Origin of the sequence: Streptomyces sp. Y2F8-2 (genome assembly GCF_014905555.1) — a bacterium.
In the GTDB taxonomy this organism is placed as follows: Bacteria; Actinomycetota; Actinomycetes; order Streptomycetales; family Streptomycetaceae; genus Streptomyces; species Streptomyces cynarae.
The window spans coordinates 818,204-841,664 of record NZ_BNGS01000001.1 but is presented as its reverse complement, the minus strand read 5'-3'; the positions used below and the strand labels follow the sequence as shown (position 1 = coordinate 841,664).

18 protein-coding genes are annotated in these 23,461 nt (G+C 73.7%); 11 read left to right on the top strand and 7 right to left on the bottom strand.

Annotated features, from left to right (window positions below; translation table 11 throughout):
- Positions 1 to 37: 37 nt before the first annotated feature.
- The 4 genes from SY2F82_RS03760 to SY2F82_RS03745 are packed head-to-tail and all read right to left on the bottom strand — an operon-like array spanning position 38 to position 4,309.
- Positions 38 to 1,681, bottom strand: a complete 1,644-nt coding sequence (locus tag SY2F82_RS03760) for a (2,3-dihydroxybenzoyl)adenylate synthase (protein ID WP_200417459.1) — start codon at positions 1,679 to 1,681, stop codon at positions 38 to 40.
- Positions 1,682 to 1,726: 45 nt separating this feature from the next.
- A complete protein-coding gene (locus tag SY2F82_RS03755) occupies positions 1,727 to 2,782 on the bottom strand; it encodes a ketoacyl-ACP synthase III family protein (protein ID WP_200417458.1) in 1,056 nt (351 codons plus the stop codon).
- A 36-nt stretch (positions 2,783 to 2,818) separates the two neighbouring features.
- Positions 2,819 to 3,013 carry a tautomerase family protein gene (locus SY2F82_RS03750; RefSeq protein ID WP_200417457.1) on the bottom strand — a complete coding sequence of 65 codons (195 nt, stop codon included), beginning with the start codon at positions 3,011 to 3,013 and terminating at the stop codon, positions 2,819 to 2,821.
- 36 nt (positions 3,014 to 3,049) lie between these two features.
- A complete protein-coding gene (locus SY2F82_RS03745) occupies positions 3,050 to 4,309 on the bottom strand; it encodes a DegT/DnrJ/EryC1/StrS family aminotransferase (RefSeq protein ID WP_200417456.1) in 1,260 nt (419 codons plus the stop codon).
- A 232-nt stretch (positions 4,310 to 4,541) separates the two neighbouring features.
- Between SY2F82_RS03745 and SY2F82_RS03740 the strand changes: the two genes are divergently transcribed.
- Positions 4,542 to 5,666, top strand: coding sequence for an LLM class flavin-dependent oxidoreductase (locus tag SY2F82_RS03740; protein ID WP_200417455.1), 1,125 nt, complete (start codon positions 4,542 to 4,544; stop codon positions 5,664 to 5,666).
- Positions 5,667 to 5,863: 197 nt separating this feature from the next.
- Here SY2F82_RS03740 and SY2F82_RS03735 read toward each other — a convergent pair whose 3' ends face one another.
- Complete coding sequence (locus SY2F82_RS03735) at positions 5,864 to 7,981, bottom strand: BTAD domain-containing putative transcriptional regulator (RefSeq protein WP_200417454.1); 2,118 nt, start codon at positions 7,979 to 7,981, stop codon at positions 5,864 to 5,866.
- Positions 7,982 to 8,283: 302 nt separating this feature from the next.
- On the opposite strand from SY2F82_RS03735, the gene solA reads away from it, so the two are divergent.
- The 4 genes from solA to SY2F82_RS03715 are packed head-to-tail and all read left to right on the top strand — an operon-like array spanning position 8,284 to position 12,559.
- Positions 8,284 to 9,426, top strand: coding sequence for an N-methyl-L-tryptophan oxidase (solA, locus tag SY2F82_RS03730; RefSeq protein ID WP_200417453.1), 1,143 nt, complete (start codon positions 8,284 to 8,286; stop codon positions 9,424 to 9,426).
- A gap of 33 nt (positions 9,427 to 9,459) precedes the next feature.
- A complete protein-coding gene (locus tag SY2F82_RS03725; protein ID WP_200417452.1) occupies positions 9,460 to 9,966 on the top strand; it encodes a flavin reductase family protein in 507 nt (168 codons plus the stop codon).
- A gap of 50 nt (positions 9,967 to 10,016) precedes the next feature.
- Complete coding sequence (locus SY2F82_RS03720; RefSeq protein WP_200417451.1) at positions 10,017 to 11,114, top strand: phenazine antibiotic biosynthesis protein; 1,098 nt, start codon at positions 10,017 to 10,019, stop codon at positions 11,112 to 11,114.
- Positions 11,114 to 12,559, top strand: coding sequence for an aldehyde dehydrogenase family protein (locus tag SY2F82_RS03715; RefSeq protein ID WP_200417450.1), 1,446 nt, complete (start codon positions 11,114 to 11,116; stop codon positions 12,557 to 12,559). The genes SY2F82_RS03720 and SY2F82_RS03715 overlap by 1 nt, the downstream gene beginning before the upstream one ends.
- Positions 12,560 to 12,676: 117 nt before the next feature.
- Here the strand turns inward: SY2F82_RS03715 and SY2F82_RS03710 are convergent, their stop codons facing one another.
- A complete protein-coding gene (locus SY2F82_RS03710) occupies positions 12,677 to 13,909 on the bottom strand; it encodes a cytochrome P450 (protein WP_200417449.1) in 1,233 nt (410 codons plus the stop codon).
- A gap of 328 nt (positions 13,910 to 14,237) precedes the next feature.
- Between SY2F82_RS03710 and SY2F82_RS03705 the strand changes: the two genes are divergently transcribed.
- From SY2F82_RS03705 to SY2F82_RS03680, 6 genes are all read left to right on the top strand, one after another.
- Complete coding sequence (locus tag SY2F82_RS03705; RefSeq protein ID WP_200417448.1) at positions 14,238 to 14,588, top strand: phosphopantetheine-binding protein; 351 nt, start codon at positions 14,238 to 14,240, stop codon at positions 14,586 to 14,588.
- A complete protein-coding gene (locus SY2F82_RS03700) occupies positions 14,578 to 17,385 on the top strand; it encodes a type I polyketide synthase (protein ID WP_200417447.1) in 2,808 nt (935 codons plus the stop codon). Before SY2F82_RS03705 ends, SY2F82_RS03700 begins: the two co-directional genes overlap by 11 nt.
- Positions 17,386 to 17,435: 50 nt before the next feature.
- The gene (locus SY2F82_RS39475; RefSeq protein ID WP_200417446.1) at positions 17,436 to 19,484 is read left to right on the top strand and encodes an acyltransferase domain-containing protein; all 2,049 of its coding nucleotides are present in this window, start codon (positions 17,436 to 17,438) and stop codon (positions 19,482 to 19,484) included.
- 11 nt (positions 19,485 to 19,495) lie between these two features.
- Positions 19,496 to 20,578: an aldo/keto reductase gene (locus SY2F82_RS03690; protein WP_200417445.1), complete on the top strand. Its 1,083-nt coding sequence runs from the start codon at positions 19,496 to 19,498 to the stop codon at positions 20,576 to 20,578.
- Between the two features lie 22 nt (positions 20,579 to 20,600).
- Positions 20,601 to 21,089: a lipocalin-like domain-containing protein gene (locus SY2F82_RS03685; protein ID WP_200417444.1), complete on the top strand. Its 489-nt coding sequence runs from the start codon at positions 20,601 to 20,603 to the stop codon at positions 21,087 to 21,089.
- 196 nt (positions 21,090 to 21,285) lie between these two features.
- A complete protein-coding gene (locus SY2F82_RS03680; protein ID WP_200417443.1) occupies positions 21,286 to 22,674 on the top strand; it encodes an FAD-binding oxidoreductase in 1,389 nt (462 codons plus the stop codon).
- A 219-nt stretch (positions 22,675 to 22,893) separates the two neighbouring features.
- Here SY2F82_RS03680 and SY2F82_RS03675 read toward each other — a convergent pair whose 3' ends face one another.
- A complete protein-coding gene (locus SY2F82_RS03675; RefSeq protein WP_200417792.1) occupies positions 22,894 to 23,322 on the bottom strand; it encodes a hypothetical protein in 429 nt (142 codons plus the stop codon).
- Positions 23,323 to 23,461: the final 139 nt, after the last annotated feature.

Sequence of the window (23,461 nt, the reverse complement as noted above, 5' to 3'; positions counted from 1 at the left end):
TTCCTCCCTCTCGGTGGTGGGACGGCGGGCCGGTGGATCAGCCGGCGGCCGGCAGGCTCGCGGCCGCGGGCGCGTCCTCGCCCCGGGCGATCGCGGACAGCCGCTTCTTGTCGACCTTGCCGAGCCCGGTCAGCGGCAGGCTGCCGAGGTACTCGATCCGGTCCGGGAGCTTGTACTCGGCAAGGCCCCTGGCCCGCAGCGCCTCCTTCAGCTCCACCAGGGACGGCGGAGTGCCCTGTGGCACGACGAACGCGCAGGTCTTCTCGCCCAGGTAGGTGTCGGGTACGGGCACCAGCGCGGCCCGCGCCACCGCCGGCAGGGTCAGCAGATGCCGCTCGACCTCGTCGGCCGGGACCTTGTCGCCGCCGCGGATGATGACGTCCTTGATGCGGCCCTCGATCACCAGATCGCCGTCCTCGGTGAGCCGGGCCAGGTCACCGCTGCGGTAGAAGCCGTCCGCGGTGAAGGCGCGCGCGTTGTGCTCCGGCGCCCGGTAGTAGCCGCGCAGTGTGTACGGCCCGCGGGCCAGCAGCTCACCGGTCTCGCCGACCGGCACCTCGCGGTCGTCCTCGCCCACGATGCGGATCTCGTCGGCGGGTGAGATCGCGCGGCCCTGCGTGGTCAGCACCGTCTCCTGCGGATCACCCTCGCGGGTGAAGGTGAGCAGGCCCTCCGCCATGCCGAACACCTGCTGCAGCCGGCAACCGAACGCCGGTTCGACTCGCGCGGCGACCTCCGGGTGCAGCTTGGCGCTGCCGATCTGCAGGGTGCGCAGCGAGGAGATGTCGTTGTCCAGCCACTCGGCCTCGTCGAGCCACATCTGTACGACGCTGGGCACGACGGAGGTGATCGTCACCCCCTCCTTCTCGATGAGCGCGAAGCACACGTCGGGCGTGGGCTCCTCGGCGAACACCACCGTGCCGCCCTGCTGAAGGGCTCCGATCACACCCGGGCAGCCCCAGGTGAAGTTGAACTCGACCGGCAGCACCGCGAGATACACGTCCTGCTCGCCCAGGCCGGACGCCTGGGAGGCGGCCCGCGCCTGGTACGCGTACTCCTCGTGGATCCGCGGGATCAGCTTCGGCAGGCCCGTGGTGCCGCCGGACAGCAGGAAGAACGCCACGTCCGACGGGTCCGGCGCGGGCAGTTCCTCCGGCTCGGCGTCCACCTCGGCGAGCGGCACCGCGCCGACGCCGGCGGTGTCCTCGCCGTACACGAACAGATGCTGCAGCGTGGGCAGTTCGTCACGGACCCGGCGTGCGAGCCCCAGGTGGTCGAAACCGTTCAGCTCGGCCGGGAAGACATAGCCGACCGCCTGCGACAGCTCGCACAGGTGGCGGACCTCGGCCGCGCGGTGCGCGGGCAGGCAGAACACCGGTTTGGCGTCCAGGCGGAACAGCGCGAAGCAGACCACGACGAACTCCGGCGTGTTGGGCAGTTGCACCACCACGCGGTCCCCGGCCCTGATGCCGCGGGCCCTGAAGCCCGCGGCCATGCGCCGGGAGCGGCGGTCGAGTTCGTCGTACGTCAGCCGGGTGCCCGGCCCGACGAGGGCGGTCCTGCCACCGACCCGGCGGACGGACTCGTCCAGCAGATCCAGCAGCGTCTCACCGCGCCAGTAGCCCTCGGTGCGGTAGCGCTCGGCGACGTCCTGCGGCCAGGGCGTGCATCCGTCGAGCATGGTCGTCTCCTTCAACTCGTACTCGATTGGGTCGGTCGGCGGCGGTCACCCGGACACGGCGTCCGCTTCACCGGTGGGCGGCGCGGTGATCTCGACCACGGCGCAGCCGCACTCCATGCCCGGGGTCGCGCCGACCAGCAGGACCCGGTCCCCGGGCACCACCTGGCCGGTGGTCCACAGGTACTCGAGGCCGATCGCCAGGTCGTTGACGCTGGCGTGGCCCGTACGGCGGCCCATCTCCCAGGTGCTGCGGGAGATGTCGATGCCGAGCGGTTCGAGGAACATCGCCTCCAGGGCGTCCCGGGTGAAGGACACGGTGACCACGCGGGCGATGTCCTCGATGGCGGTCCCGGCCTCCGCGAGCGTGCGCTGCACGGCCTCCTCGCACAGCTCCTGCCAGCTGCCGCCCGGCGGGGTGTGCCCCTCGGCCCACTTGCGCCGCCAGTAGTCGGAACGGGACTGGAAGTCCATCAGCCGTTCCTGCGGCTGCTGCGGCGGCAACTGGACGCGGCCGTCGCGGTGGCGCCACTCCATGTGGGGATCCGACAGCGAGCCGACCGCCAGCAGCCGCGCGAAGCCGGAGCGGCGGGAGACCACCAGGGCGGAGCCCGCGTCGCCGAGCACGAACAGGTCCATCGCGCGCCAGCGGTCCACCAGCGGAGTGGAGAAGGTGTCCGCGCCGGTCAGCAGCACCGCGTCCTTGCCTTCCGGGGCGGCGGCCAGCTGCGCGGCGGCCATGCCGAGCGCGGACAGCATGCCCAGGCAGCCCTGGCGCACCTCTACCGCGCTGATCGGCGTGGCGAGGGTGTGCAGCAGTACGTAGTGCTGCGCGGACCAGCCCTCCTGGCCCTGGCTGAAGGTGCCGGTGTGCAGCAGGGACGCGAAGTCCTCGGGACGGTGGCCGGAGCGGCGCAGCGCGGTGCGCGCCGCGCGCACCGCCATCTCGGGGGCGGGCAGTTCGCTCTCCACCGTCACCGACTCGATGCCGGACGCCTCCCGGGCGTCGGCGTCCCACCAGCCGGCCTTCACGGCCTGCTCGGTGGGGACGGCCGGGGGCAGATGGGTGCCCACCCCGGCCAGGTAGATGTCGTCGACCTTCACCTCACGGTCCTCCTTCCGCGCACGCTCAGGGACCGGCTACTGGTCGGTGGAGCCGGGCTTGCCGCCGATGCCCCAGCGCCTGCGGGGCACTCCCTGCACGGCGATCCAGGTCTGTTCGGCGGCGCCGGGTCCGAAGACGTCGCCGACGGCCTCGGTGAGGCGGGCGATGAGCGCGGCCTCGGTCCGCTCGTCGAGGCGGTCCTCGTAGAGCTTCACGTTGATGAAGGGCATGGTGGGCTCCTCGGGAAGAAGGGGAGGTGGGAAGGGTCAGCCGCGCGCCGCGCCGACCGGCTGGGCGTCGGCGGCCGGGGCCAGCGCCTGTGTCAGGGCCTCGTCCAGTGCGTTCACCAGGTGGTCGACCTGCGCGTCGGACAGCCCCGGGTGGCAGGGCAGATTGACGTGCTCGTGGAACCACAGGTGCTCGGCGACCGGGCACTCGCCGGCGCCGTGGCCGCGCTGCTGCCACTCCGGCAGCAGGTGCAGCGGGAAGTAGCGCAACTGCACTTCCACGCCACGGGAGTTGAGGCCGTGCACCAGGCGCTCGCGGGCGCCGTCCGGGCCGTCCAGGAAGCAGGTGTACAGGTGCTGGGCGTGCTGGATGCCCGGCCTCGGCCGCTGCACGCGGGTGTACGGGTGGGCGGCCACGACCTCGTCGAGGCGCGCGGCGATCGCGCGGCGCCGGGCCACCAGGGTGTCGAGCCGGTCCATCTGCACGAGACCCACGGCGGCCGCGGCCTCCGACAGGGTCGCGTTCGTGCCCGGCCTGCGGAACTCGGAGACCACCCGCTCATAGGCGCCGGAGGTGAACTTCATCCAGGGCAGCAGCTCCGGGGCCGGCGCGGTGGGCTCCGGCACCGCCGTCAGGACACCGTCGATCTCGTTGGACCGCAGCCGGTCGATCCGCTCCGCCCAGTCGTCCCGGTCGAAGGTCAGCATGCCGCCCTCGCCCAGGGTGCTGATGTTCTTGGCGGAGTGGAAGCTGAAGCAGCCGATGTCGCCGAGCGAACCGGGGCGCCGTCCGTCGTACCGGGCGCCGAGGGCGTGCGCGCAGTCCTCGATCACGGTGATGCCGCGCTCGCGGGCGATCGCCATGATCTCGTCCATGTCGGCCGACCAGCCGCCGTAGTGCACCAGCAGGATCGCCCGGGTCCGCTCGTTGACCAGGGACTTCAGAACGACCGGGTCCATGTTCAGGGACTCGGGTTGTACGTCGCAGAAGCGCACCCGGGCCGGCGACCCGAGCAGCGGCTGGGCTGTCGCCTGGAACGTCTGCGGGGTGACGACGACCTCGTCGCCCGGCTGTAGGTCCAGCAGATGGATGGCCAGTTCCAGGGCAACCGTGCCGCTGGTGACCGACAGGGCGTGACGGGCCCCGACATGGCGGGCGAAGCGCTCTTCGAAGCGTTCCCGCCAGGCGCCCATCGTCAGCGCGTCGTCAGAGGCGACGACGTCCTCGAGAGCCGCGACCTCGGCCGCGCCGAGTATGGTTCCGCGTTTCGCGTACGGCACGGAATAACTTCCCCGCATGGTCATCCCCTTCTTGCCAGCTCGACTTGCTCGCCGATCGCGTACTGCATTCGCAGCTTAGGGATGCGGGGGAGTGGGGGAAGGAATACGGGCCTTTGCTGACTCCAGGCTGACGTCCTGACATCAGCCGCCGGTCCTTCCTTGACAGTTGATGACGTGTCGGGGGCAATGTGGGGTGCGTGGCAAGGCGAGTCCAAGAACGAGGACGCATACACGACCACAGGGAGTCGTCATGGAATTCGGTGTGAACTTCTTTCCGGTCATCGACCCGGCCGAGAAAACGGCGACGGCCTACTACGACGAGACGCTGCGGCTCATCGAACTGGCCGAGTCCCTCGGGTTCACCCAGGCGCAGACCGTCGAACACTACTTCTCGGGTTACGGCGGTTACTGCCCCGACCCGATCACGCTGCTCACGGCGGCCGCCGCCCGCACCACGCGGATCCGGCTGGCCACCGGGGCGTGCGTGCCCGCCTTCACCCACCCGGTGAAACTGGCCGGCAAGCTGGCCATGCTCGACCACCTCTCGCACGGCCGGCTCGACGTCGGCTTCGGACGCGCCTTCCTGCCCACGGAGTTCGAGGCGTTCGGCGTGTCCATGGACGAGAGCCGGGCCCGGTTCGCCGAGGGTGTCGAGGCGATCCGCAGGCTGTGGACAGAGGAGAACCTGGTCTGGGAGGGCAGCTTCCACCGGTTCGGGCCGGTCACCATGCTGCCCCGCCCGTACCAGGACCCGCACCCGCCGATCTACATCGCCTCGGCGTCCAGCGCCGAGTCCTGCGCGGCGGCCGGCACCGCCGGGCACCACCTTCAGGTCGTGCCGTCGGTCACCTCCGCCGAGCAACTGGCCGCGATGCTGGTCCACTACCGGCGGGCCTGGGACGCGGCGGGGCACGACCCGGCGGCCCGCCGCATCCAGATCAAATTCACCTGCTATGTGGACGCCGACCGGGAAACGGCGTACCAGCAGGGCGAATTCTACGAGCGCAACTACGTGGACCACATGGCGAAGGCCGTCGCCCCGCTCGCCGAGAAGGGATCGGCGGACTATCCCGGGTACGAGAAGTTCCTCGAGAAGGCGCGGAATTACGACTTCCGTGCCGCGCTCGGGGCGAACAAGGTACTGGCGGGAAATCCGTCCGACGTGCTCGCCCAGATCGAGACGGTACGCGAGCAGTTCGGCACGGATCTCTCCTTCAGCCTCCAGTTCAACCCGGGCGCCATGGAATACGGCCGGGCGGCCGCCGCGATGGAATTGTTCGCGGCCGAGGTGATGCCGGCGTTCCAGGACGACGCGCCGCAGGACGGCACGGGCGCCGAGATCCGCTGCCGCGCCGCCCTCGCGGTGCCGGCCTGACCGGACGCCGGACGCCGGACGCCGGACGTCGGAAGCCGGAAGCCGGCCGGCGAGGAACGCGGTGAGCGGCTTGTCCCATCGGGGGACCCCCAGGGCGGCACGGGCGGGCGCTGGGGGGACCCCTTCGGGGGCCCCGGCCGGCGTCGCTTGTCGGCGCCGGCGCCGCGGTGAGGGCTTGCTCCCCGTGGTGCGGGTGGTCAGGTCGGCCGCCGTGCCGCGCTCGCGGTGCCGGTCTGAGCGGGCGCCGGGAGCCGACTGCCGAGAAGCGCGGTGAGGTGCTCCACCTGAGCCTGCAACTCCCTCTGCTGCGAAGCGAGCAGCGCGACCCGCTCGCGCAGCCGGATCAGCTCCCGCCGCTCCGCGGCCCGCTCCGGCTCCGCCTCGTTGCCGAGCCACACACCCCGGCTTCCGGGCCCCGTCGTCGCCGTCTCCCGCGGGGCCCGTGGCACGGCTCGCGGGCGACCGGGGCCGGGAGCGGCGAGTCCGCCCCCGCGCCCGGTGCCGTTGCTCGTGGCGGGCACGGGGCCGGCGTGACCGGGGGCGCGGCCCACCGCGCCGGACCCGGTGGGGCCTGACCCGGGGACGGTACCGAGAGCACGGTCGTCGGCGTGGCCGGTGCGCCGACCACGGCCGTCCGTGCCGCCGGGGCCCGTGGCGACGCGGGTGGCGGTTCCGGTCGTGGAGGAGCGCCCGTTCGCGTCGTCGCGGTCGCGGTCGCCGTCGGCGGCGCCGGAGCGGGCGCCGATGCCACCGCGAGCGGCTCCGGCCGGTCCGTGTGCCCCCGGGACACCTGGCCGCCGACCGGCCGGGACGGGGCCGTGTGCAGGCGCTTCCGGTCTGCCGCCGGCCTCGACCGGCCGACGCCCCTCCGCATCGGGCGCCGGCTGCCGCCGGTCCGACCCAGCGCCCGTGGGCTGCGACGGGCGGCCGTTCGAGTGAGGCTGGTGGGCCGAGGGGTCGGGTCGACGTCCGTTCGGGCCGGGGCGGGAGGCGGTGGCATCGGGCCGGTGGCCGGCCGGGCCCGGCCGGGGCGCCGTGGAACCGGGGAGACGACCGCTGGGGCCCGGCCGGGGGGCCGTAGGACGTGGCCGACGTCCGTTCGGATCCAGGTGGAGGGCCGTGAGGTCGGGCTGCCGACCGCTCACGTTCGGCGCCGGCGCCGTGGGATCGGGTCGATGACCGCTGGTGCCCGGCCAAGGCGACTTGGGTTCCGCCCGACGACCGTGCCGACCCGGCGAAGAGCTCTCCGGAGCGGGGTCATCATCCCGTCGGCCCGGTGCGTGGACCTGTGAACCGGAGCCGAGGTCGATGCCGGTGCCGGTGCCGTAGGGGGCCGGCCCGGGCTTCCCCGGTACCGACGCGGAGCCGCCCGATGCGGCCCCGGCATCCCGCCGCCCCGGCCCGGGCTCCTCGGGGTCGAGCCCGAAGTCGCCGGTGGCGGTCTCGGATTCCCGTACGTCCGGTGCAAGTTCCTCCCGGCTGTAGCCGAGGGCGGCGCTCCGGAACGCCTCGAACTTCGGTACGCCCGGCCCGGACTCCTGCACGCCGCCCCCGAAGCCCCCGGCAGCGGCGTCGGGCCGCCGCAGGCCCGATGCGGGCTCCTCCCGCCCCGAACCGAGACCGCCCCGGAGCGTCGCGGTATCGCGCGGGGCGGGCTCGTCGGCGGGCAGGTCGTAGCCGCCGACGCGGCGCATCGCCAGGGCCAGTTGCTCCTGGAAGCGGGAGCGGCCGGGGTGCGCCAGGGCGACCGCGTCGATCTCCTCCACCAGCTGCGCGTGGCGCCCGGCGCGCAGCCCGCAGTCGAAGTACAGCTCCAGCACGTCGAGCCGCTCCGCCTCCAGCCGCCGGGCGACCCCGGAGCACAGCGGTCCGCGCGCACTGCCGTACAGGGCGGGCCCCCGCCACAGTGCCAGCGCGTCGCGCAACTGCCGCCAGGCGGTGCGCGGATCGCGCTCCCCCAGGGCTCGGCCGCGCTCCACGGCGTTGCGGAAGCGGGTGCGGTCCAGTTCCTCGGGGCGGACCTGGAGCAGATATCCGGCGCCCCGGGCCACCAGGCGCGGGGTGTTGGCCCGCTCCGGCTCGACCGAGATCAGCGCCTGCCGCAGCCGCGACACGTGCGCCTGCAGCGCGTTGCCCGCCTTGCCGGGCGGGCAGTCGCCCCACAGTTCGCGGATCAGCTGCTCCGCGGGGACGACACCGCCCGGCCGGGTGAGCAGCGCGCCGAGCAGGGTGCGCTGTTTCGGGCTGGTGAGCGCCACGCCCGGTGCGCGCGGTCCGGCGGCCACCTCCGGGGCGCCCAAGATCCGGAATTCCATGCGGTCCCTCTTTCGATCCGTCCGGTCCGCGACCGCTCCGCCGTCGCGGGCCGTTCCCCGTGTTCGACGCGCGGGTGTCTCCCGCCGGGCCGATCGGACCACGCGCCCAGCCCGGGCAGCGTGAGTGAGCGGTACTCAACTGAGCGGTACTCAACCGAGCGGCCGTCAGGCCGCACTCACCCCCGTCCTCCCGTCCGGGGACCCGGATGAGTGGTGGCTACTCAGGCCCCGCGCCGGCGCCGGGTGGTGTGGTGGACGCCGTCGGCCGGCCGGATCGTGGCCGGCCCGAAGGAGGAGGGGACATGGCCGGGTGGGACGCGGAAGTGGCCGTCGTGGGCCTGGGAGCCTGGGGCGCCTCGGCCCTGTGGCAGCTGGCGGCGCGCGGCATCGAAGCCGTGGGACTCGACCGCCACGAACCGGGCCACCCGTTCGGCTCCTCGCACGGCGGCTCCCGGATGTTCCGCGTCACCTGCCTGGAACACCCCCACCTGGTCCCCCTGGCCCGCCGCTCCCTGGAGCTGTGGCACCAGCTGGAGCAGGCCCACGGGCAGCAGCTGTTCGTTCCCGCAGGCGGTCTGCTGATCGGCCCCGAGGACGGTCTCATCGCCGGCGGCACCCTGCGCGCGGCCCGCGTCCACGGCATCGAGGTGGAGACCCTGACCCCGGCCCTGCTGCGCGAGCGCTTCCCCCGGCAGGCCGCGCTGCCCGCCGACCACATCGGCGTGTGGGAGCCGTCCGCGGGCATCCTGCGCCCGGAGGAGTCGGTGCGGGCCGCCGTCGGCCTGGCCCGGGCCGCCGGGGCCCGGGTCCACACCGGCACCCGTGTCGACGCGATCGAACTGGTGCCCGGCGGCGCGCTGGTGCGCACGGCCCAGACCGAACTGCGGGTCCGGCAGGTCGTCGTCGCGGCCGGCGCGTGGCTCGGCTCCCTGGTGCCCGGCCTCCCCGTGGAGACGTACCGGATGCCGATCACCTGGTTCCGTCCCCGGGCGGGCCACGAGGACGGCTTCGGCCTCGCCGACCTGCCCGTCTTCATGCGGGAGATCGAGGGCGGCCGGGTGCTGTGGGGCAACGGCGCCGAGAACGGGCACGACGTCAAACTCGGCTTGGAGGAGCACGGCCGGGTGCCCACCCCGCTGGACCCGCTGACCGACGACCGCGCCGTCCGCCCCGAGGACTGGACGGAGCTCGGCTCCCTGCTCCCCGAGAAGCTGCCCGGCCTCGCGGACGTGCCGTCGAAGGTCGCGGTCTGCATGTACGCGAAGACCCCCGACGGCCAGTTCGTCATCGGACGCCCCGGCGGGGACAGCAGGCTCGTGGTCGCCGGCGGATGCAACGCCCACGGGTTCAAGCACGCCACGGGCATCGGGGAGCTCCTCGCCGACCTGGTGCAGCACAAGCCTGCGGCGATCGACGCCGGCTTCCTCTCCCCGGACCGTTTCTGACGGCCCCGGACCGCTTGCGACGGAAGGTGAATCATGACAGTTGAGGCACTGGCGCGGCCCTCCCTCATCGGCAACCAGGAGTTCCGCGACGCGATGGCGCTGCTCGCCGCCCCCGTCACGGTCGTCACCACCGTGGACGCGGTGGGACGGCGGCGCGGGTTCACGGCCAGCGCCGTCTCCTCGGTGTCCATGGACCCGCCGCTGCTGTCGGTGGGCCTGGCCCGCACCTCCAGCTGCCACGACGACCTGCTGGCCGCACCCGAGTTCGTGGTCAACGTGCTCGCCGGGCATCAGCAGGACGTCGCCCGCGGCTTCGCCCGGCAGGGCCAGGACCGGTTCGCCCAGGGGACCTTCGCCGAGTGGCCGGGCACCGGACTGCCGTATCTGCCGGACGCCCTGATGACGCTGCACTGCCGGCTCGACCAGGTGGTGGAGGCCGGCGACCACGTCCTCGTACTGGGCGCGATCTGCGGCACCCGGACCCGCGCCCCGGGCAAGGCGCTCGTCTGGTACGACCGCGCCTTCCACACCCCCGGCTGACCCGGCCCGCCGCGCCCGCCCACCCACCGTGAGACGATCAAGGAGACGTCGTGCCCACCGCAGTCAACCCCCTGCTGGAGCTCCCCTTCGACAGCCGCCCCGACCCGGACGAGTTCGTCCAGGCGGCGATGGAATGGCACTTCAGCCCCGAGACCGGCTCCCCTTACTGGCTTCAGCGGGCCAGGGCCCTGGACTTCGACCCGCGCAGGGACATCAAGAGCCACGCCGACCTGCACCTGTTCCCGAACGTCGTGAACGAGATGCGCAAGGTCCCGGTGCACGAGCTGATCCCCAAGGGCTACGGCCCCCGCCCGGACATCGTCGGCATCTACGAGAGCGGCGGCACCACCGGCGCGCCCAAGCGCGTGGTGTGCCCCCGCGACTGGCTCGACCGGCTGGTCGAGTGGAGCAACGCCAACCTGGACGAGCACGGCTTCCCGCGCGGAGTGGACTGGCTGGGCCTGACTCCGTCCGGGCCGCACATCGTCGGCGAGATCTTCCGCCGGTCCGCGGCCACCCACGGCCGGTACGGCTTCCAGGTCGACCTCGACCCGCGCTGGGTGAAGAAGCTCATCGCCGAGGGCCGCAAGGACCAGGCCGACGCATACGCCGAACACGTCATCGACCAGGCGGCGTTCGTGCTGCGCACCCAGGACATCGGGGTGCTCACCATCACCCCCGCCCTGCTGGAGCGCCTGGTGCGCCGCGACGACCTGGTGAAGCTCGTCAACGACAAGGTGCGGGCCATCCGCTGGGGAGGCACCCAGCTCGACCCCGACACCCTGCACCTGTACCGCACCGAGATCTTCCCGGACACCGTCCTGTACGGGCACTACGGCAGCACGATGATCCTCGGCATCGCGGGCCAGCGGGCCGGGGACACCGGCGACGCCTGTGTCTTCGACACCTTCTCGCCGTACGTGACCTTCTCCGTCGTCGATCCGGCCACCCGCCGCCCCGTGGCGTACGGGGAGCGCGGCCAGGTGGTCATGAACCACGTGTCCAAGGCGCTGTTCCTGCCCAACAACCTGGAGCGCGACCTCGCCACCCGCGTCGAGGCGCTGCCCGGCCGGGTCGGCGACGCGGCCGCCGACATCGCCCCGGTCGCCACCTTCGAGAACGAGACCGTCATCGAGGGGGTCTACTGATGACGACCGCACCCGCCCGGACGACGGCACCCGCGCCCGCGACGGCCCTGGCGGCGGAGCCTGGAGCGCCGGCGCCGGACGGCGGACCGATCCAGCTGGACGTCCTCGGCCCCTCGGGGCCGTACCGCTCCCGCAGCCGCGCCCCGGTCGCCGACGTCTCCGGTCAGCCGGTGGCCGAGCTCTCCCTCGCCCCGGCCGTCTACGTCGACCGGGCCATGGCCGCGCTGCGCCGCGCCCGGCCGCTGCCCGCGGACGAGCGGATCGCGGCGATCGTGCGCGCCGGACGCATCTTCGCCACCGAGACCATCGGCGGCCTCACCGTCGACGACTACGAGCACGCGGTCAGCCGGGTCTCCGGCGTTCCCCTGACGGTGGTACGCGCCGCCACCCGCACCGCGCTGCACCGCACCGCCCAGCTCCACCGCGGCCTCCAGCACGCCCGCCCGCACGGCGCGGTCGGGGACTGGCGCGACCCGCTGACCCGCTCCGGGCGCGCCGTGTGGACCCGCAGGGGCGAGGTGTTCGCCGTGCACGCCGCCGGCAACCACCCCGGGACGCACACCCTGTGGCCCGAGGCCCTGGCCCTCGGCTACCGCGTCGCCGTACGCCCCTCACGCCGTGAGCCGTTCACCCCGCACCGCCTGGTGAGCGCGCTGCGCATGGCGGGGTTCGGCGAGGACCAGGTGGTGCTGCTGCCCACCGACCACGCCGCCGCCGAGGCGCTGCTGAGCGGCGCCGACCTCGCGTACGGAAGCGACGAGGTCATCCGCCAGTACGCCGACGATCCGGCCGTACTGCCGCTGACCCCCGGCCGGTCCAAGATCCTGCTGACCGCGGACACCGACTGGCGCGCCCACCTGGACACCGTGGTCGACTCCATCGCCCATCACGGCGGCACCGGCTGCGTCAACGCGACGGCCGTCCTGGTCGAGGGCGACCCGACCCCGGTCGCCGAGGCGATCGCCGAGCGGCTCGCGGCGCTGCCCGCCCTGCCGCCCGAGGACGAGAACGCGGTCCTGCCGGTGCAGTCCGCGGTCGCCGCGCGCGCCCTGGAGAAGTACGTACGGGACCGCGCCGGGGACGCCCGCTGCCACCTCGGCGGCGACGGCTTCGTCGAGGAACTGGGCGACGGCAGTGCGGTGCTCCGCCCCGTCGTCCACCAGCTCGACAGCGCCGACGACGACCGCGCCGGCACCGAACTGCCCTTCCCCTGCGTGTGGGTGGCCCCCTGGTCGCGCGCGCAGGGCGTGGCCCCCCTGCGCGACACGCTGATCCTCGGCGCGTACACGCAGGACACCGAACTGATCGACGCGTTCCTCGACGAGCCGAGCATCGCGAACGTGTACATCGGCGACCATCCCACGTACTGGACCGACACCGGAATTCCGCACGACGGCTATCTCGCGCATTTCCTGATGCGGACCAAAGGCGTCATTCGCGGATGACCCGCGGATGCGCAAGCGGCGATGCCCGTCCCCGGCAGGGGGGCGGGCATCGCCGTATTTCACCGGCCACGGACGGGCATCGAATTCTCCGTGGACCGGAATCGGTGACGAGCGTGATCACCAGACGACGGGAAGGGACACCAGACGCCGGTTGATCGCGGCCTCGTGGAAACGCAGTTCCTCGGCCGGCACGGCGAGCCGCATTCCGGGGAACCGGTCACGCAACGCCTTGAGGGACTCCTGGAGTTCGATCCGCGCCACCGGAGCGCCGAGGCAGCGGTGCACCCCGTAGCCGAACGCCAGGTGGTGGGCGACGGTGTCGCGCACCGGGTCGTGGCGGCGCGGGTCGGCGAAGGCCTCCGGGTCGAAGTTGGCGGCCTGCACCGCGGCGATCACGATGTCGCCGGCCTTGACGGACACCCCGCCCAGTTCGACGTCCTCGGTCGCCTTGCGGGCCAGCGTGCCGCCGTAGTCGCCGATCGGCAGCCGCCGGATCAGCTCCTCGACCTCGGCCGCCAGCGCCTCCTCGTCCTGCGGCAGGCCGCGCGGCCCGTCCGGTCCGGTCAGCACCTCCCGCAGCACCAGGCCGAGTTGCGCCACGGTGTTCTCGAAGCCGGCGACCAGCAGGGTGCCGCCCAGCGCGGCGATCTCCCGGTCGGTCAGGACGTCCTCCTCCTCACCGTCCTCGCCCGCCCGGGCCAGCACGCTCAGCAGGTCGTCCTGCGGCCGCTCACGCCGCTCGGCCACCAACTCGTCGATGTATTCGAGGAGTTCGGCGTGTGCCGAGGTGTCCGGCGCGCCGTTCCCGGTGATCGGCGCGTCGAGGCCGTCGCGCCACTTCTCGATCCGGTACCGGTCGGCCGGCGGCACCCCGAGGATCTCGCCGATGACCCGCACCGGCAGCACCTTGCAGAAGCCCTCGCACAGGTCCACGGGGTCGGGGTGCTGCTGTGCCAGGTCGTCGAGGAGCTCACCCACCGTCTCGGTGATGCGGGGCCGCAGGGCGGCGATCCGCGCCTCGGTGAAGCCGCGCGCGGCCACGCGGCGCAACCGGGTGTGGGCGGGCGGGTCGAGGTTGAGTATCGACGTGCCGACCGCCTCCACGGCCAGCAGGTGCCCGCCCGGGTCGCGGACCGCCTCGTTCCGGGAGAACCGCGGATCGGTGAGCGCCGTACGCACCTCCCGATAGCCCACGATCAGCCATGCGGGGCGGCCGCTGGGCAGCCGTACCTGGGTGACCGGGGCCCCGGCCGCCAGCCTCGCGTACTCCTCCGCCGCGTCCGTGCGCCGTTCGACGCTGCGGAGCGGGAACTCCGGCAACTGCCTGCCGGTCATGGTCTGCGCGGTCATGAGTTTCCTCCCCTGGAAGACAGCGCCCGGAACAGTACGGGCCTATTTCAACCATCGGCAACGATCCGCAGTTGCCCACCGGATCGTTCCTCCTGAGAAGGAGTCAATCGCGTGGTCGTGCATGGGGGCGACGTCCCTTGGGCCTTCTATAGACCGCTCATGAGACCAGGAATGGAATTCCTGGAGAGGGCCGCCGGACGATGCTTTCGATGACGGACCGCGTTCAACCGAGGATGTGCGTCAGTCGCACGGCGGCGCGGCCCTCGGAGCCACGGCCGTCCCCCGTCATCCGGCGCAAGACATCCGCGCGACACAGGGGAGAAGACCGGTGATTTCCCATCCCCCGGCCACGGACACCGAGCGTGTCCTCGCCGGCATCTGGTGCGAGGTCCTCGAACTGCCCGAGGTGGGGGCCGAGGACAACTTCTTCGACCTCGGCGGGCACTCCGTCCTGCTGCACATGGTGCAGGACCGCATCACCGCCCGCCTCGGCGCGGCCCCGCCGCTCGTGGACCTGTTCCAGTACCCCACGGTGCGCGGGCTCGCCGCACACCTGGACGGGGACGGCGGCGCCGGGGAGCCGCTCGGCCGCACGGCACGACGCCCCGGGGGCGGCCGCTCCCGGCTCGCGGCGCGCCGCGCCCGCACCGGACTCGGAGGGCCCGGCCGTGGCGAGTGACCGCATCGACGACGCCGGGGCGGACGCCGGGCAGGACGACGGCCTGGTCGCCGTCGTCGGCCTGGCATGCCGGTACCCGGGAGCCGAGAACGCCGACGAGTTCTGGCACAACCTCGTGCGGGGACGGGAGACCGTCACCCGCTTCCCGCGCCGTCCCGCGCCCCGCGGCGGCAGCGCGTACACGCCCGCGCGCGGCCTGCTGAAGGACCCCGAGTGGTTCGACGCGGACTACTTCGGCTTCTCGCCGCGCGAGGCGCGCCTGCTCAACCCGCAGCACCGGGTGTTCCTGGAGTGCGCGGTCGAGGCGCTGGAGGACGCGGGCCAGGACCCGGACCGGCACTCCGGGCGCGTCGGCGTGTACGCGGGCAGCACCGACACGGCGTACGCGCAGTTGCTCAAGGAGCGCCGGGACGAGCTGCCTTCCGTGACCGACATGGAGATCCTGGTCGCCAACGCCCCCGACTACCTGGCCTCCCGCGTCGCCTACAAGCTGGGCCTGCGCGGCCCCGCCGTCGTGGTGCAGGCCGCCTGCGCGACCTCCCTGGTCGCCGTGCACACCGCTGTGCAGGCGCTGCTGTCCGGCGACTGCGACCTGGCACTCGCCGGAGGCGTCGCGGTGCGCGTCCCGGCCAAGGAGAGCCCGTACATCGAGGGCGGGATCATCTCCGCGGACGGCGTCTGCCGCACCTTCGACGCCGCCGCGGGCGGCACGGTGGGCGGGGACGGCGTCGGCATCGTCGTCCTCAAGCGGCTCGCCGACGCGCGGGCCGACGGCGACCGGATCCGTGCCGTGCTGCGCGGCTCCGCGGTCAACAACGACGGCTCCGACCGGGTCGGCTTCACCGCGCCCAGCGTGTCCGGACAGGCCGCCGTGATCCGCGAGGCCCAACTCGTCGCGGGCGTCGACGCGGACACCGTCACCTACGTCGAGGCGCACGGCACGGCCACCCCGCTCGGCGACCCCATCGAGATCACCGCCCTGACCCGGGCGTTCCGCGAGGACACCGACCGCACCGGGTTCTGCGGCATCGGCGCGGTGAAGACCAACATCGGGCACACCGACGCGGCCGCCGGGGCAGCCGGGCTGATCAAGACCGTGCTCGCCCTGGAGCACGGCGTCCTGCCGCCGAGCCTGAACTACACCGCGCCCAACCCCGGGATCGACTTCGCGTCGAGCCCCTTCGAGGTGGTCACCGAGGTCCGCGAGTGGCGCCCGGACGGCGGCGTCCCGCGCCGGGCCGGGGTGAGCTCCTTCGGTATCGGCGGCACCAACGCGCACGTGGTCCTGGAACAGGCACCCGAGCCGGCGCGCAGCGGCCCCGAACCGGGCGCGGCGGAGCCCGGACCCCAGCTGCTCGTCCTGTCGGCCCGCACCGAAACGGCTCTCGACACGCTGACCGACCGGCTCGCCGCCCACCTGCGCGACCGCCCCGGACTCGCGCTGCCCGACGTGGCCTGGACCCTCCAGACCGGCCGCCGCGAACTGCCCGTGCGCCGCTGCGCGGTCGTCGACGGCCCCGCGGACGCCGTACGCGTCCTCGACGGCCTGGACCGCGGCCGCCTCACCGACTCCACGGCCGCCGTCTTCGCCGGCCCCGTCACCCTGTTCTTCCCCGGCACCGCGACCCGCGCCGACACCCGCGACCTGCGCGCGGAGCCCCTGTTCCGGCGCACCGTCGAGGAGTGCCTGGCCCTCGCCGACCCGGACGCGGAGGTCCCGGAAGCCCTCGACGTCTTCGCCACCGAGCTGGCCCTGGGCCGGCTGTGGCAGTCCTGGGGCGTCCGTGCCGCGGCGGTCGCGGGACACGGCACCGGGGCGCTCGTCGCCGAGACCGTGGCGGGGGTGTACACAGTCGCGGACGCGGTGCGCCTCATCCTGACCGGGGCCGGAGCCGGGGCCGGGGCCGACCCCGGGGCCCAGGCCGACGGCGGCAGCAACGTCACCCGCCGCGACCCGAGCATCCCGGTCAGCACGGCAGGCGCCGACGTGTCGGCCGAGGACCGCGGCACCACGCTGCTGCCGGTCCTGCCCGAGGAGGCCGGTGCGCTCGGCGCCCGCGCCGCCCTGCTGACCGCCCTCGGCCGGCTGTGGCTCGGCGGCCTGTCCGTCGACTGGAGCGCCGTGCACGGATCCGGGCGGCGCCGCAAGGTGCCACTGCCGACGTACCCCTTCGAGCGCCGGCGCTACGTCGTGGAGCCAGTGGCCCCCGCCTCCCCGGACGCCACGCCCGAGGCGTCCCCGGCCCCGGAAGCCCCGACCGCAGCCGTGCCGCCGGCCTCTGGTGTTCCGGTCACGCTGGCCGCGGTGTCGGAGTTGTTCGCCCGGACGTTGGGGCTGGAGTCGGTGGGTCCGGATGCCGGGTTCTTCGATCTGGGTGGGGATTCGCTGGTCGCGACGCAGTTGCTGGCGTTGGCGCGTGAGTCGTTCGGGGTGGAGCTGGAGTCGTCGGTGCTGTACGACGCGCAGACCCCGGCCGAGTTCGCGGCCCTGGTCGAAGCAGCCGCCGCGTCCTCCGCCGCCGTGCCGCCGGCCTCTGGTGTTCCGGTCACGCTGACCGCGGTGTCGGAGTTGTTCGCCCGGACGTTGGGGCTGGAGTCGGTGGGTCCGGATGCCGGGTTCTTCGATCTGGGTGGGGATTCGCTGGTCGCGACGCAGTTGCTGGCGTTGGCGCGTGAGTCGTTCGGGGTGGAGCTGGAATCGTCGGTGCTGTACGACGCGCAGACCCCGGCCGAGTTCGCGGCCCTGGTCGCCGACCGGCTCGGCGGGCGCACACCCGAACCGGCCCCGGTCGCCTGACGGCCCCCGCCGTGAGCCCCCGCCCCCGCCTCCCGAAAGGAGCACCACCCATGAACGCCGGTACGCCACGCGGCCGGTGGCTGGTCACCCGCACCCGCCGCCCCGACGCCGTCGCGGACCTGTACTGCTTCGCCCACGCAGGGGGTTCGCCCGGCGAGTACGTCCGCTTCGGCGACGAACTGCCCGAGCTCGAGGTCCACGGCATCCAGCTCCCCGGCCGTGCCGCGCGGCACGCCGAGCCCCCCGTCACCGGCATGCCCGAGCTGGTCGACGCGGTGGTCGCGGTCCTGGAGCCGCAGCGCCCGTTCGCCTTCTTCGGTCACAGCCTGGGTGGACTGGTGGCCTTCGAGGTGACCCGTGCGCTGCGCCGCCTGGGCCGGCCGCTGCCGACCCGGCTGCTGCTGTCCTCCAGCCCGCCCCCGCCCCACCCGCGCGCCGCCACGACCGTCCACACCCTCCCGGACGACGAACTGCTCGCCGAGGTCGAGCGACGCTGGGGCGCCCTGCCCGCCCAGGTGCACGAGGACGCCGCCCTGCGCGCCATGGTGCTCGGCACGTTCCGCGCCGACCTGCGGATCTTCGAGACGTACCCCTTCGAGCCCGGCCCGCCCCTTCAGATCCCGCTCACCGTCTTCGCGGGCGACCAGGAGCGCGAGACCCTGCGTGTGGAGAACTGGCGGGAGCACACCGAGGGGCCGTTCGAGACCGTCCACCTGCCCGGGGGCCACTTCTACTTCCGCGCCCCCGACCAGCGGCACCGGCTGCTCGCCCGGATCCGCGGCCTCCTGGTGGAGGAGCCGTCCGGCGGGACGGTGCACGTCAGGGCGGGGGCCCACCGGGTGGTGGCGGTGACCGCGCCGGTACCCCCGTACCGCGCCTTCGCGGTGGGGGAGACCGACGAGGACCTGGCGAAGGCACTGCAGCGGGAGCGGGAGAAGGCACGGCATGAACTCCGGCAGGCCGCTGGGCAGGCGGTGACGGGAGGAGTGCCGACGGGGCCGGGAGGGGCGCCGGCGGCACGGCGAGGGGCGCCGACGGGACCGGGAGCAGCGCCGCAGCGGCCGGACGGCCGACCGCCCGCCATCGCCTTCGTCTTCCCCGGCCAGGGCTCCCAGTACGGCCGCATGGGCCTCGCCCTCGCCCACGACCTCCCGCTCTTCCGCGCCGAACTGGACCGCTGCCTCGACCTGCTGCACAGCGCCGCCGGAATGGACCTGCGCCCCGTCCTCCAGGACGCGACGGGAGCCGGACTCCGGCAGACCGAGGCCGCACAGCCCGCCCTGTTCGCGCTGGAGTACGCCTTGGCCCGCACCCTGATCGCGCTGGGCGTGCGGCCCGCCGCGATGATCGGGCACAGCCTCGGCGAGTACGTCGCCGCCACCCTGGCCGGGGTCATGGAACTCCCGGACGCCCTGCGCTTCGTGGCACTGCGCGCCCGGCTGATGCAGCAGGCGCCGCCCGGGGCGATGCTCGCGGTCCCGCTCCCCGAGCACGCACTCGCCCCCTGTCTCACCGAGGGCACCGACCTGGCCACGGTCAACGCCCCCGACTCGTGCGTGCTGGCCGGCACCGAGGAGGCCATCGCGCGCGTCGAGGAGAGGCTCGCCGGCGCCGGCACGCCCGGCCGCCGCCTGCGCGTCTCGCACGCCTTCCACAGCAGGATGATGGACGGCTGCGTGGACCGGCTGCGCGAGGCCGCCGCCGGGATCGGCCTGCGCCCGCCCGCGGAGAGGTTCGTCTCCGGCGTCACCGGTGCCTGGATCACCGCCGAGCAGGCCACGGACCCCGACTACTGGGCCCGGCACCTGCGGCAGACCGTGCGGTTCTCCGACGCCGTCGCCACCCTGCTCGCCGACGCCCCCGGAGTCCTCCTGGAGACCGGCCCCGGCCCCGCCCTGACCGGACTCGTCAAACGACGCTCCGACCTGCCCCCGGGCACCACCGCCCTCTCGTCGCTGCCGCACCCCGGCGCCCGCACTCCCGAAACCGCCGGACTGCTGACCACGCTCGGCACGCTGTGGACGGCCGGCGCCCCGGTCGACTGGGCCGCGCTCGGCGCCGTGCCCGGCGACCGGCCCACCATCCCCCTGGCCGCCTGAGGAGGCCCGCCATGCGCAGTCCCGCCTTCGGACGGAAGACCGGCCTGAGGGTCTCCCAGTACGGGCTCGGCACCGTCAACTTCGGCACCCGCTGGGGAGCCGGGGCCGAGCCCGCCGTCGCCCGCCGCATGTTCGAGCGCTTCGCCGAGGCCGGCGGCACCCTGATCGACACCGCCGACTACTACCAGAGCGGCCAGGCCGAGGAACTGGTGGGCGAGTTCGTCGGGGCGGACCGCGACGCGTTCGTGCTGTCCGGCAAGTACACCTTGGGCACCGGGGCCTCCGGGGCCTCCGGGGCCCCCGGGGACACGGCCCGTGGCGCCGGCCCCCGCCCCGGCAACAGCCGCAAGAGCATGATCCGCTCGCTGGAGGCGAGCCTGCGGCGGCTGCGCACCGACCACATCGACATCTACTGGGCGCACTTCCCCGACCCGGTGACCCCGGTCGAGGAGATCCTGGCCGCCTTCGACGATCTGGTGCGCGCCGGGAAGATCCTCTACGCGGGTCTGTCCAACTTCCCCGCATGGCGGGTCTCCCGGGCCGCAACCATCGCCGAACTGCGCGGCTGGTCCCCCCTGATCGGCATCCAGACCGAGTACAGCCTCGCCGAACGCACCGCCGACCGCGACCTGCTGCCCATGGCCGAGGCCCTGGGCCTCGGCGCGGCCCTGTGGTCGCCGCTCGGCGGCGGACTGCTCACCGGCAAGTACCGCACGAGCAGCGCGGGCCGCCTGACCGACCTGGGCGGACGCGTCATCCGTACGGAGTCCAGCGCCCGCGTCACCGCGGTCGTGGACGCCGTCCTGGCCGTCGCCGCGGAGATGGGGGAGCCCGCCTCCCGGGTGGCCGTCGCCTGGGTCCTGCACCGCGCCCGGCGCAGCGGCACCACGCTGGTGCCGGTGATCGGCCCGCGCACCCCCGCCCATCTGGAGGACTACCTGGCCGCCCTCGACCTACGCCTCACCGACGAGCAGACCGCCCGCCTCGACGAGGTGAGCGCACTGCCGCCCGAGCCGCTCGAGGAAACGACCCGCCGGGCCCAGCGAGGCATGACCGGCGACGACACCCCTGAACCCGCCGCTCCCGCGGCCTGAGCGCCCCGGAAGGGAGACGCCGATGCACCCCACGACGACAGCACAGCTCACCGCACCGGACGGCACGGGACGTGAAGCCCGCCCCACGGCACCGGAGACCACCGCTCGCGCGGCCGGTCCGTGGGAGACCGACGAGGACCTGACCGGCGTCTGGTCCCTGCGGTCCTTTCACGACCTGGACGACGACGGCACGGTGCACGAGGGCCCGCTCGGGCCCGCACCGGCGGGCCTGCTGGTCTACGCCCCGGGCGGCCGGCTCTCCGTGACGATGATGCGCACCGGTCCCGCGCGGCCCGGGCGGCCCGACTACATGAGCTACGCGGGCACCTGGCGCCGGGACGGCGACCGCGTCGTCCACACGATCGACCTGGCGCCGGACAGGTCGTGGCTGGGCACGGACCAGATCCGCGACCTGGTCTTCGTCGCCCGGGACGAACTGGAGCTGCGCGGCCGGGCCCTGGTGGGCCGCCCCCAGCTGCGCGTACTCCGGTGGCGCCGCGTCCCGGACTGACCGGCAGCCGGATCCCGGACTGACCGGCAGCCGGAGCACGGACTGACCGCCAGTCGGCTCACCGACTGACCGGCGGCCGCATCACCGACCGACCCGGGCCGAGCAACCGGCGCGGTGTGCAAACAAGCCCATCCATCGACTGCCGACACAGGCAACGGCAGGGTGGCAGCCGACCCCCCTGGAAAGGAACGAGCAGATGAGCGTCGACGTCGACCTGGAAGGCCTGACCGGGCAGGTGAAAGGCCCTGTGCTGCGGCCGGGCGACGAGGGCTACGACGAGGAGCGGTCCGGCTTCCAGGCCGGTTTCCGGCACGAACCCTCCGTGATCGTCGGGGCGACGTGCGCTGACGACGTGCGCGCGGCGGTGCGGTTCGCCGCCGGCCTCGACCTGCCGGTGGCCGTGCACTCCACCGGTCACGGCATCGTCACCGCGCTGCGCGGGGAGGGGGTGCTGATCAGCACGCACCGGATGACCGGCCTCGAACTGGACGCGGAGGCCCGCACCGTACGGGTCGAGGCGGGCGTGCGCTGGGAACAGGTGATCAAGGCCGCGGCCCCGCACGGCCTGGCCCCCCTCAACGGCTCGGCGCCCCACGTGGGCGTGGTGGGCTATCTGCTCGGCGGCGGCACGGGACTGATGGGCCGTGAGTTCGGCTACGCCTCCGACCTCGTCCGCTCCCTCGACGTGGTCACGCCGGACGGCACCCTGCGCCACGTCACGGCGGAGTCGGACCCGGACCTGTTCTTCGCGCTGCGGGGCGGCGGCGGCGCCTTCGGCGTGGTGACCGCCGTCGAGACGGAACTGGTCCCGGTGGCGCGCTTCTACGGCGGCGGCCTGTACTTCGAGGCGGACGACCCGGTGGAGTTGCTGCGGGCGTACCACGAGTGGACGCTGACGGTGCCGGAGCAACTCACCTCGTCGATCGGGCTGATGGGCTACCCCCCTGCCCCCGCGTTCCCCGAGCCGCTGCGCGGCAAGTACGTCGCCCACGTGCGGTTCGTCTTCAACGGCAGCGCGGAGGACGGCGAGCGCCTGGTGGAGCCGCTGCGTGCGCTCGGCCCCCGACTGATCGACTCGGTACGCGAGATGCCGTACGAGGAGGCGGGATCGGTCTACCACGACCCGGCGTTCTCGCACGCCTACTTCGGCGGCAACGTGCTGCTGCGGGAGTTGGACCCCATCGCCCTCCAGACCCTGATCGACCTGGCGGGCCCGGGCACCCCGGTCCCGTGCATCATCGACATCCGTCACCTGGGCGGCGCCCTCTCCCGCCCCCCTGCCCACCCCAGCGCGGTCGGCGGCCGCTCGGCCCAGTACGTGCTCCGCCTGATGACCGGCGGCATGGCGGCCCCGCCGGAGGCCGCGCGCCCGGTCCACCAGCGGGTCTACGACGCCCTCAAGCAGTGGACGGTGGGCCGCAGCCTCAACTTCGTCTACAACGACGGCACGCCTGTCTCCGAGTCCCAGGTCCGCGACCTGTTCGAGCCGGAGACCTACGCCCGCCTCCAGTCCCTCAAGTCGACCGTGGACCCCCAGAACCTCTTCCGCCACACCCACAACATCCCACTGTCCCCGACGACCTGACAGCCCTGGCCCCGGCTCACCATCCCCCGGGCCGGGGCCAGTTTCCACCGGGGGAGCACGTCCCCCGTCGACCTGGACGGGGCGGAGCGCCGAAGACCCGTACGGACCTTCGGCGGGTCAACGGCCGGCTGACGCCGACCCCGTGAAGACGCGCCGCTCGAGCGGCCCGTGCATCCCTCGCGGCCCCGCTGCGAAGTGACGGGGCCCGGGCCTGTCGCCTCAGATCCGCCCGCCGGTCAGACGGGTGATCGGACCGTGCGTGCGGCGCCCCGCACGACGGCCCGCCAGGTAGGACGTGGCACCCAACGCCGACAAGCCCGCACCCACACCGGCGGCGAGGAGCTTTCGATGGGCGATCAACGTCCATGCCGTCTTGGCGAAGCCCACGGCCTGTCCCGAGGCGGCGATGACGGCCTGCCGACCGGCTTGGACACGCTCGGCCGCGCTGTGCACGACCGCGGTGCCCGTCCCGGCAGCACGCTCGGCCGCGTCCCCGGCTGCTGACGCCACGGCACCGGTCTTTTCGGCTGCCTCGTCTGCCGCCCGCGACGCGGGGGCAGTCGCCTTCGTAGTGGCCCGCCGGGCCTTGGCAGATGCACTCCGCTTGGATGCGGAACCTTGATTCGTGCCGCTGTTCGATTGACTCATGGACTTCGCGTTGCCGCTCGCCTGAACGGCAAACACACTCCGCCAGGACGGTGCGCGCCGATACACAATCCAGCACGACTGCCCTTCGTCCCGAATTCTCGGCCGGATGGGTCGGCGCGGGGCGGGGGCCGTGGTGAAC

Bases quoted from the DNA above. Each gene is read 5' to 3' on its own strand.
- SY2F82_RS03680 (WP_200417443.1), top strand. From the start codon at position 21,286: ATGAGCGTCGACGTCGACCTGGAAGGCCTGACCGGGCAGGTGAAAGGC.
- solA (WP_200417453.1), top strand. From the start codon at position 8,284: ATGGCCGGGTGGGACGCGGAAGTGGCCGTCGTGGGCCTGGGAGCCTGG.
- SY2F82_RS03740 (WP_200417455.1), top strand. From the start codon at position 4,542: ATGGAATTCGGTGTGAACTTCTTTCCGGTCATCGACCCGGCCGAGAAA.
- SY2F82_RS03760 (WP_200417459.1), bottom strand. From the start codon at position 1,681: ATGCTCGACGGATGCACGCCCTGGCCGCAGGACGTCGCCGAGCGCTAC.
- SY2F82_RS39475 (WP_200417446.1), top strand. From the start codon at position 17,436: ATGAACGCCGGTACGCCACGCGGCCGGTGGCTGGTCACCCGCACCCGC.
- SY2F82_RS03710 (WP_200417449.1), bottom strand. From the start codon at position 13,909: ATGACCGCGCAGACCATGACCGGCAGGCAGTTGCCGGAGTTCCCGCTC.
- SY2F82_RS03675 (WP_200417792.1), bottom strand. From the start codon at position 23,322: ATGAGTCAATCGAACAGCGGCACGAATCAAGGTTCCGCATCCAAGCGG.
- SY2F82_RS03685 (WP_200417444.1), top strand. From the start codon at position 20,601: ATGCACCCCACGACGACAGCACAGCTCACCGCACCGGACGGCACGGGA.
- SY2F82_RS03735 (WP_200417454.1), bottom strand. From the start codon at position 7,981: ATGGAATTCCGGATCTTGGGCGCCCCGGAGGTGGCCGCCGGACCGCGC.
- SY2F82_RS03750 (WP_200417457.1), bottom strand. From the start codon at position 3,013: ATGCCCTTCATCAACGTGAAGCTCTACGAGGACCGCCTCGACGAGCGG.
- SY2F82_RS03690 (WP_200417445.1), top strand. From the start codon at position 19,496: ATGCGCAGTCCCGCCTTCGGACGGAAGACCGGCCTGAGGGTCTCCCAG.
- SY2F82_RS03725 (WP_200417452.1), top strand. From the start codon at position 9,460: ATGACAGTTGAGGCACTGGCGCGGCCCTCCCTCATCGGCAACCAGGAG.
- SY2F82_RS03745 (WP_200417456.1), bottom strand. From the start codon at position 4,309: ATGCGGGGAAGTTATTCCGTGCCGTACGCGAAACGCGGAACCATACTC.
- SY2F82_RS03715 (WP_200417450.1), top strand. From the start codon at position 11,114: ATGACGACCGCACCCGCCCGGACGACGGCACCCGCGCCCGCGACGGCC.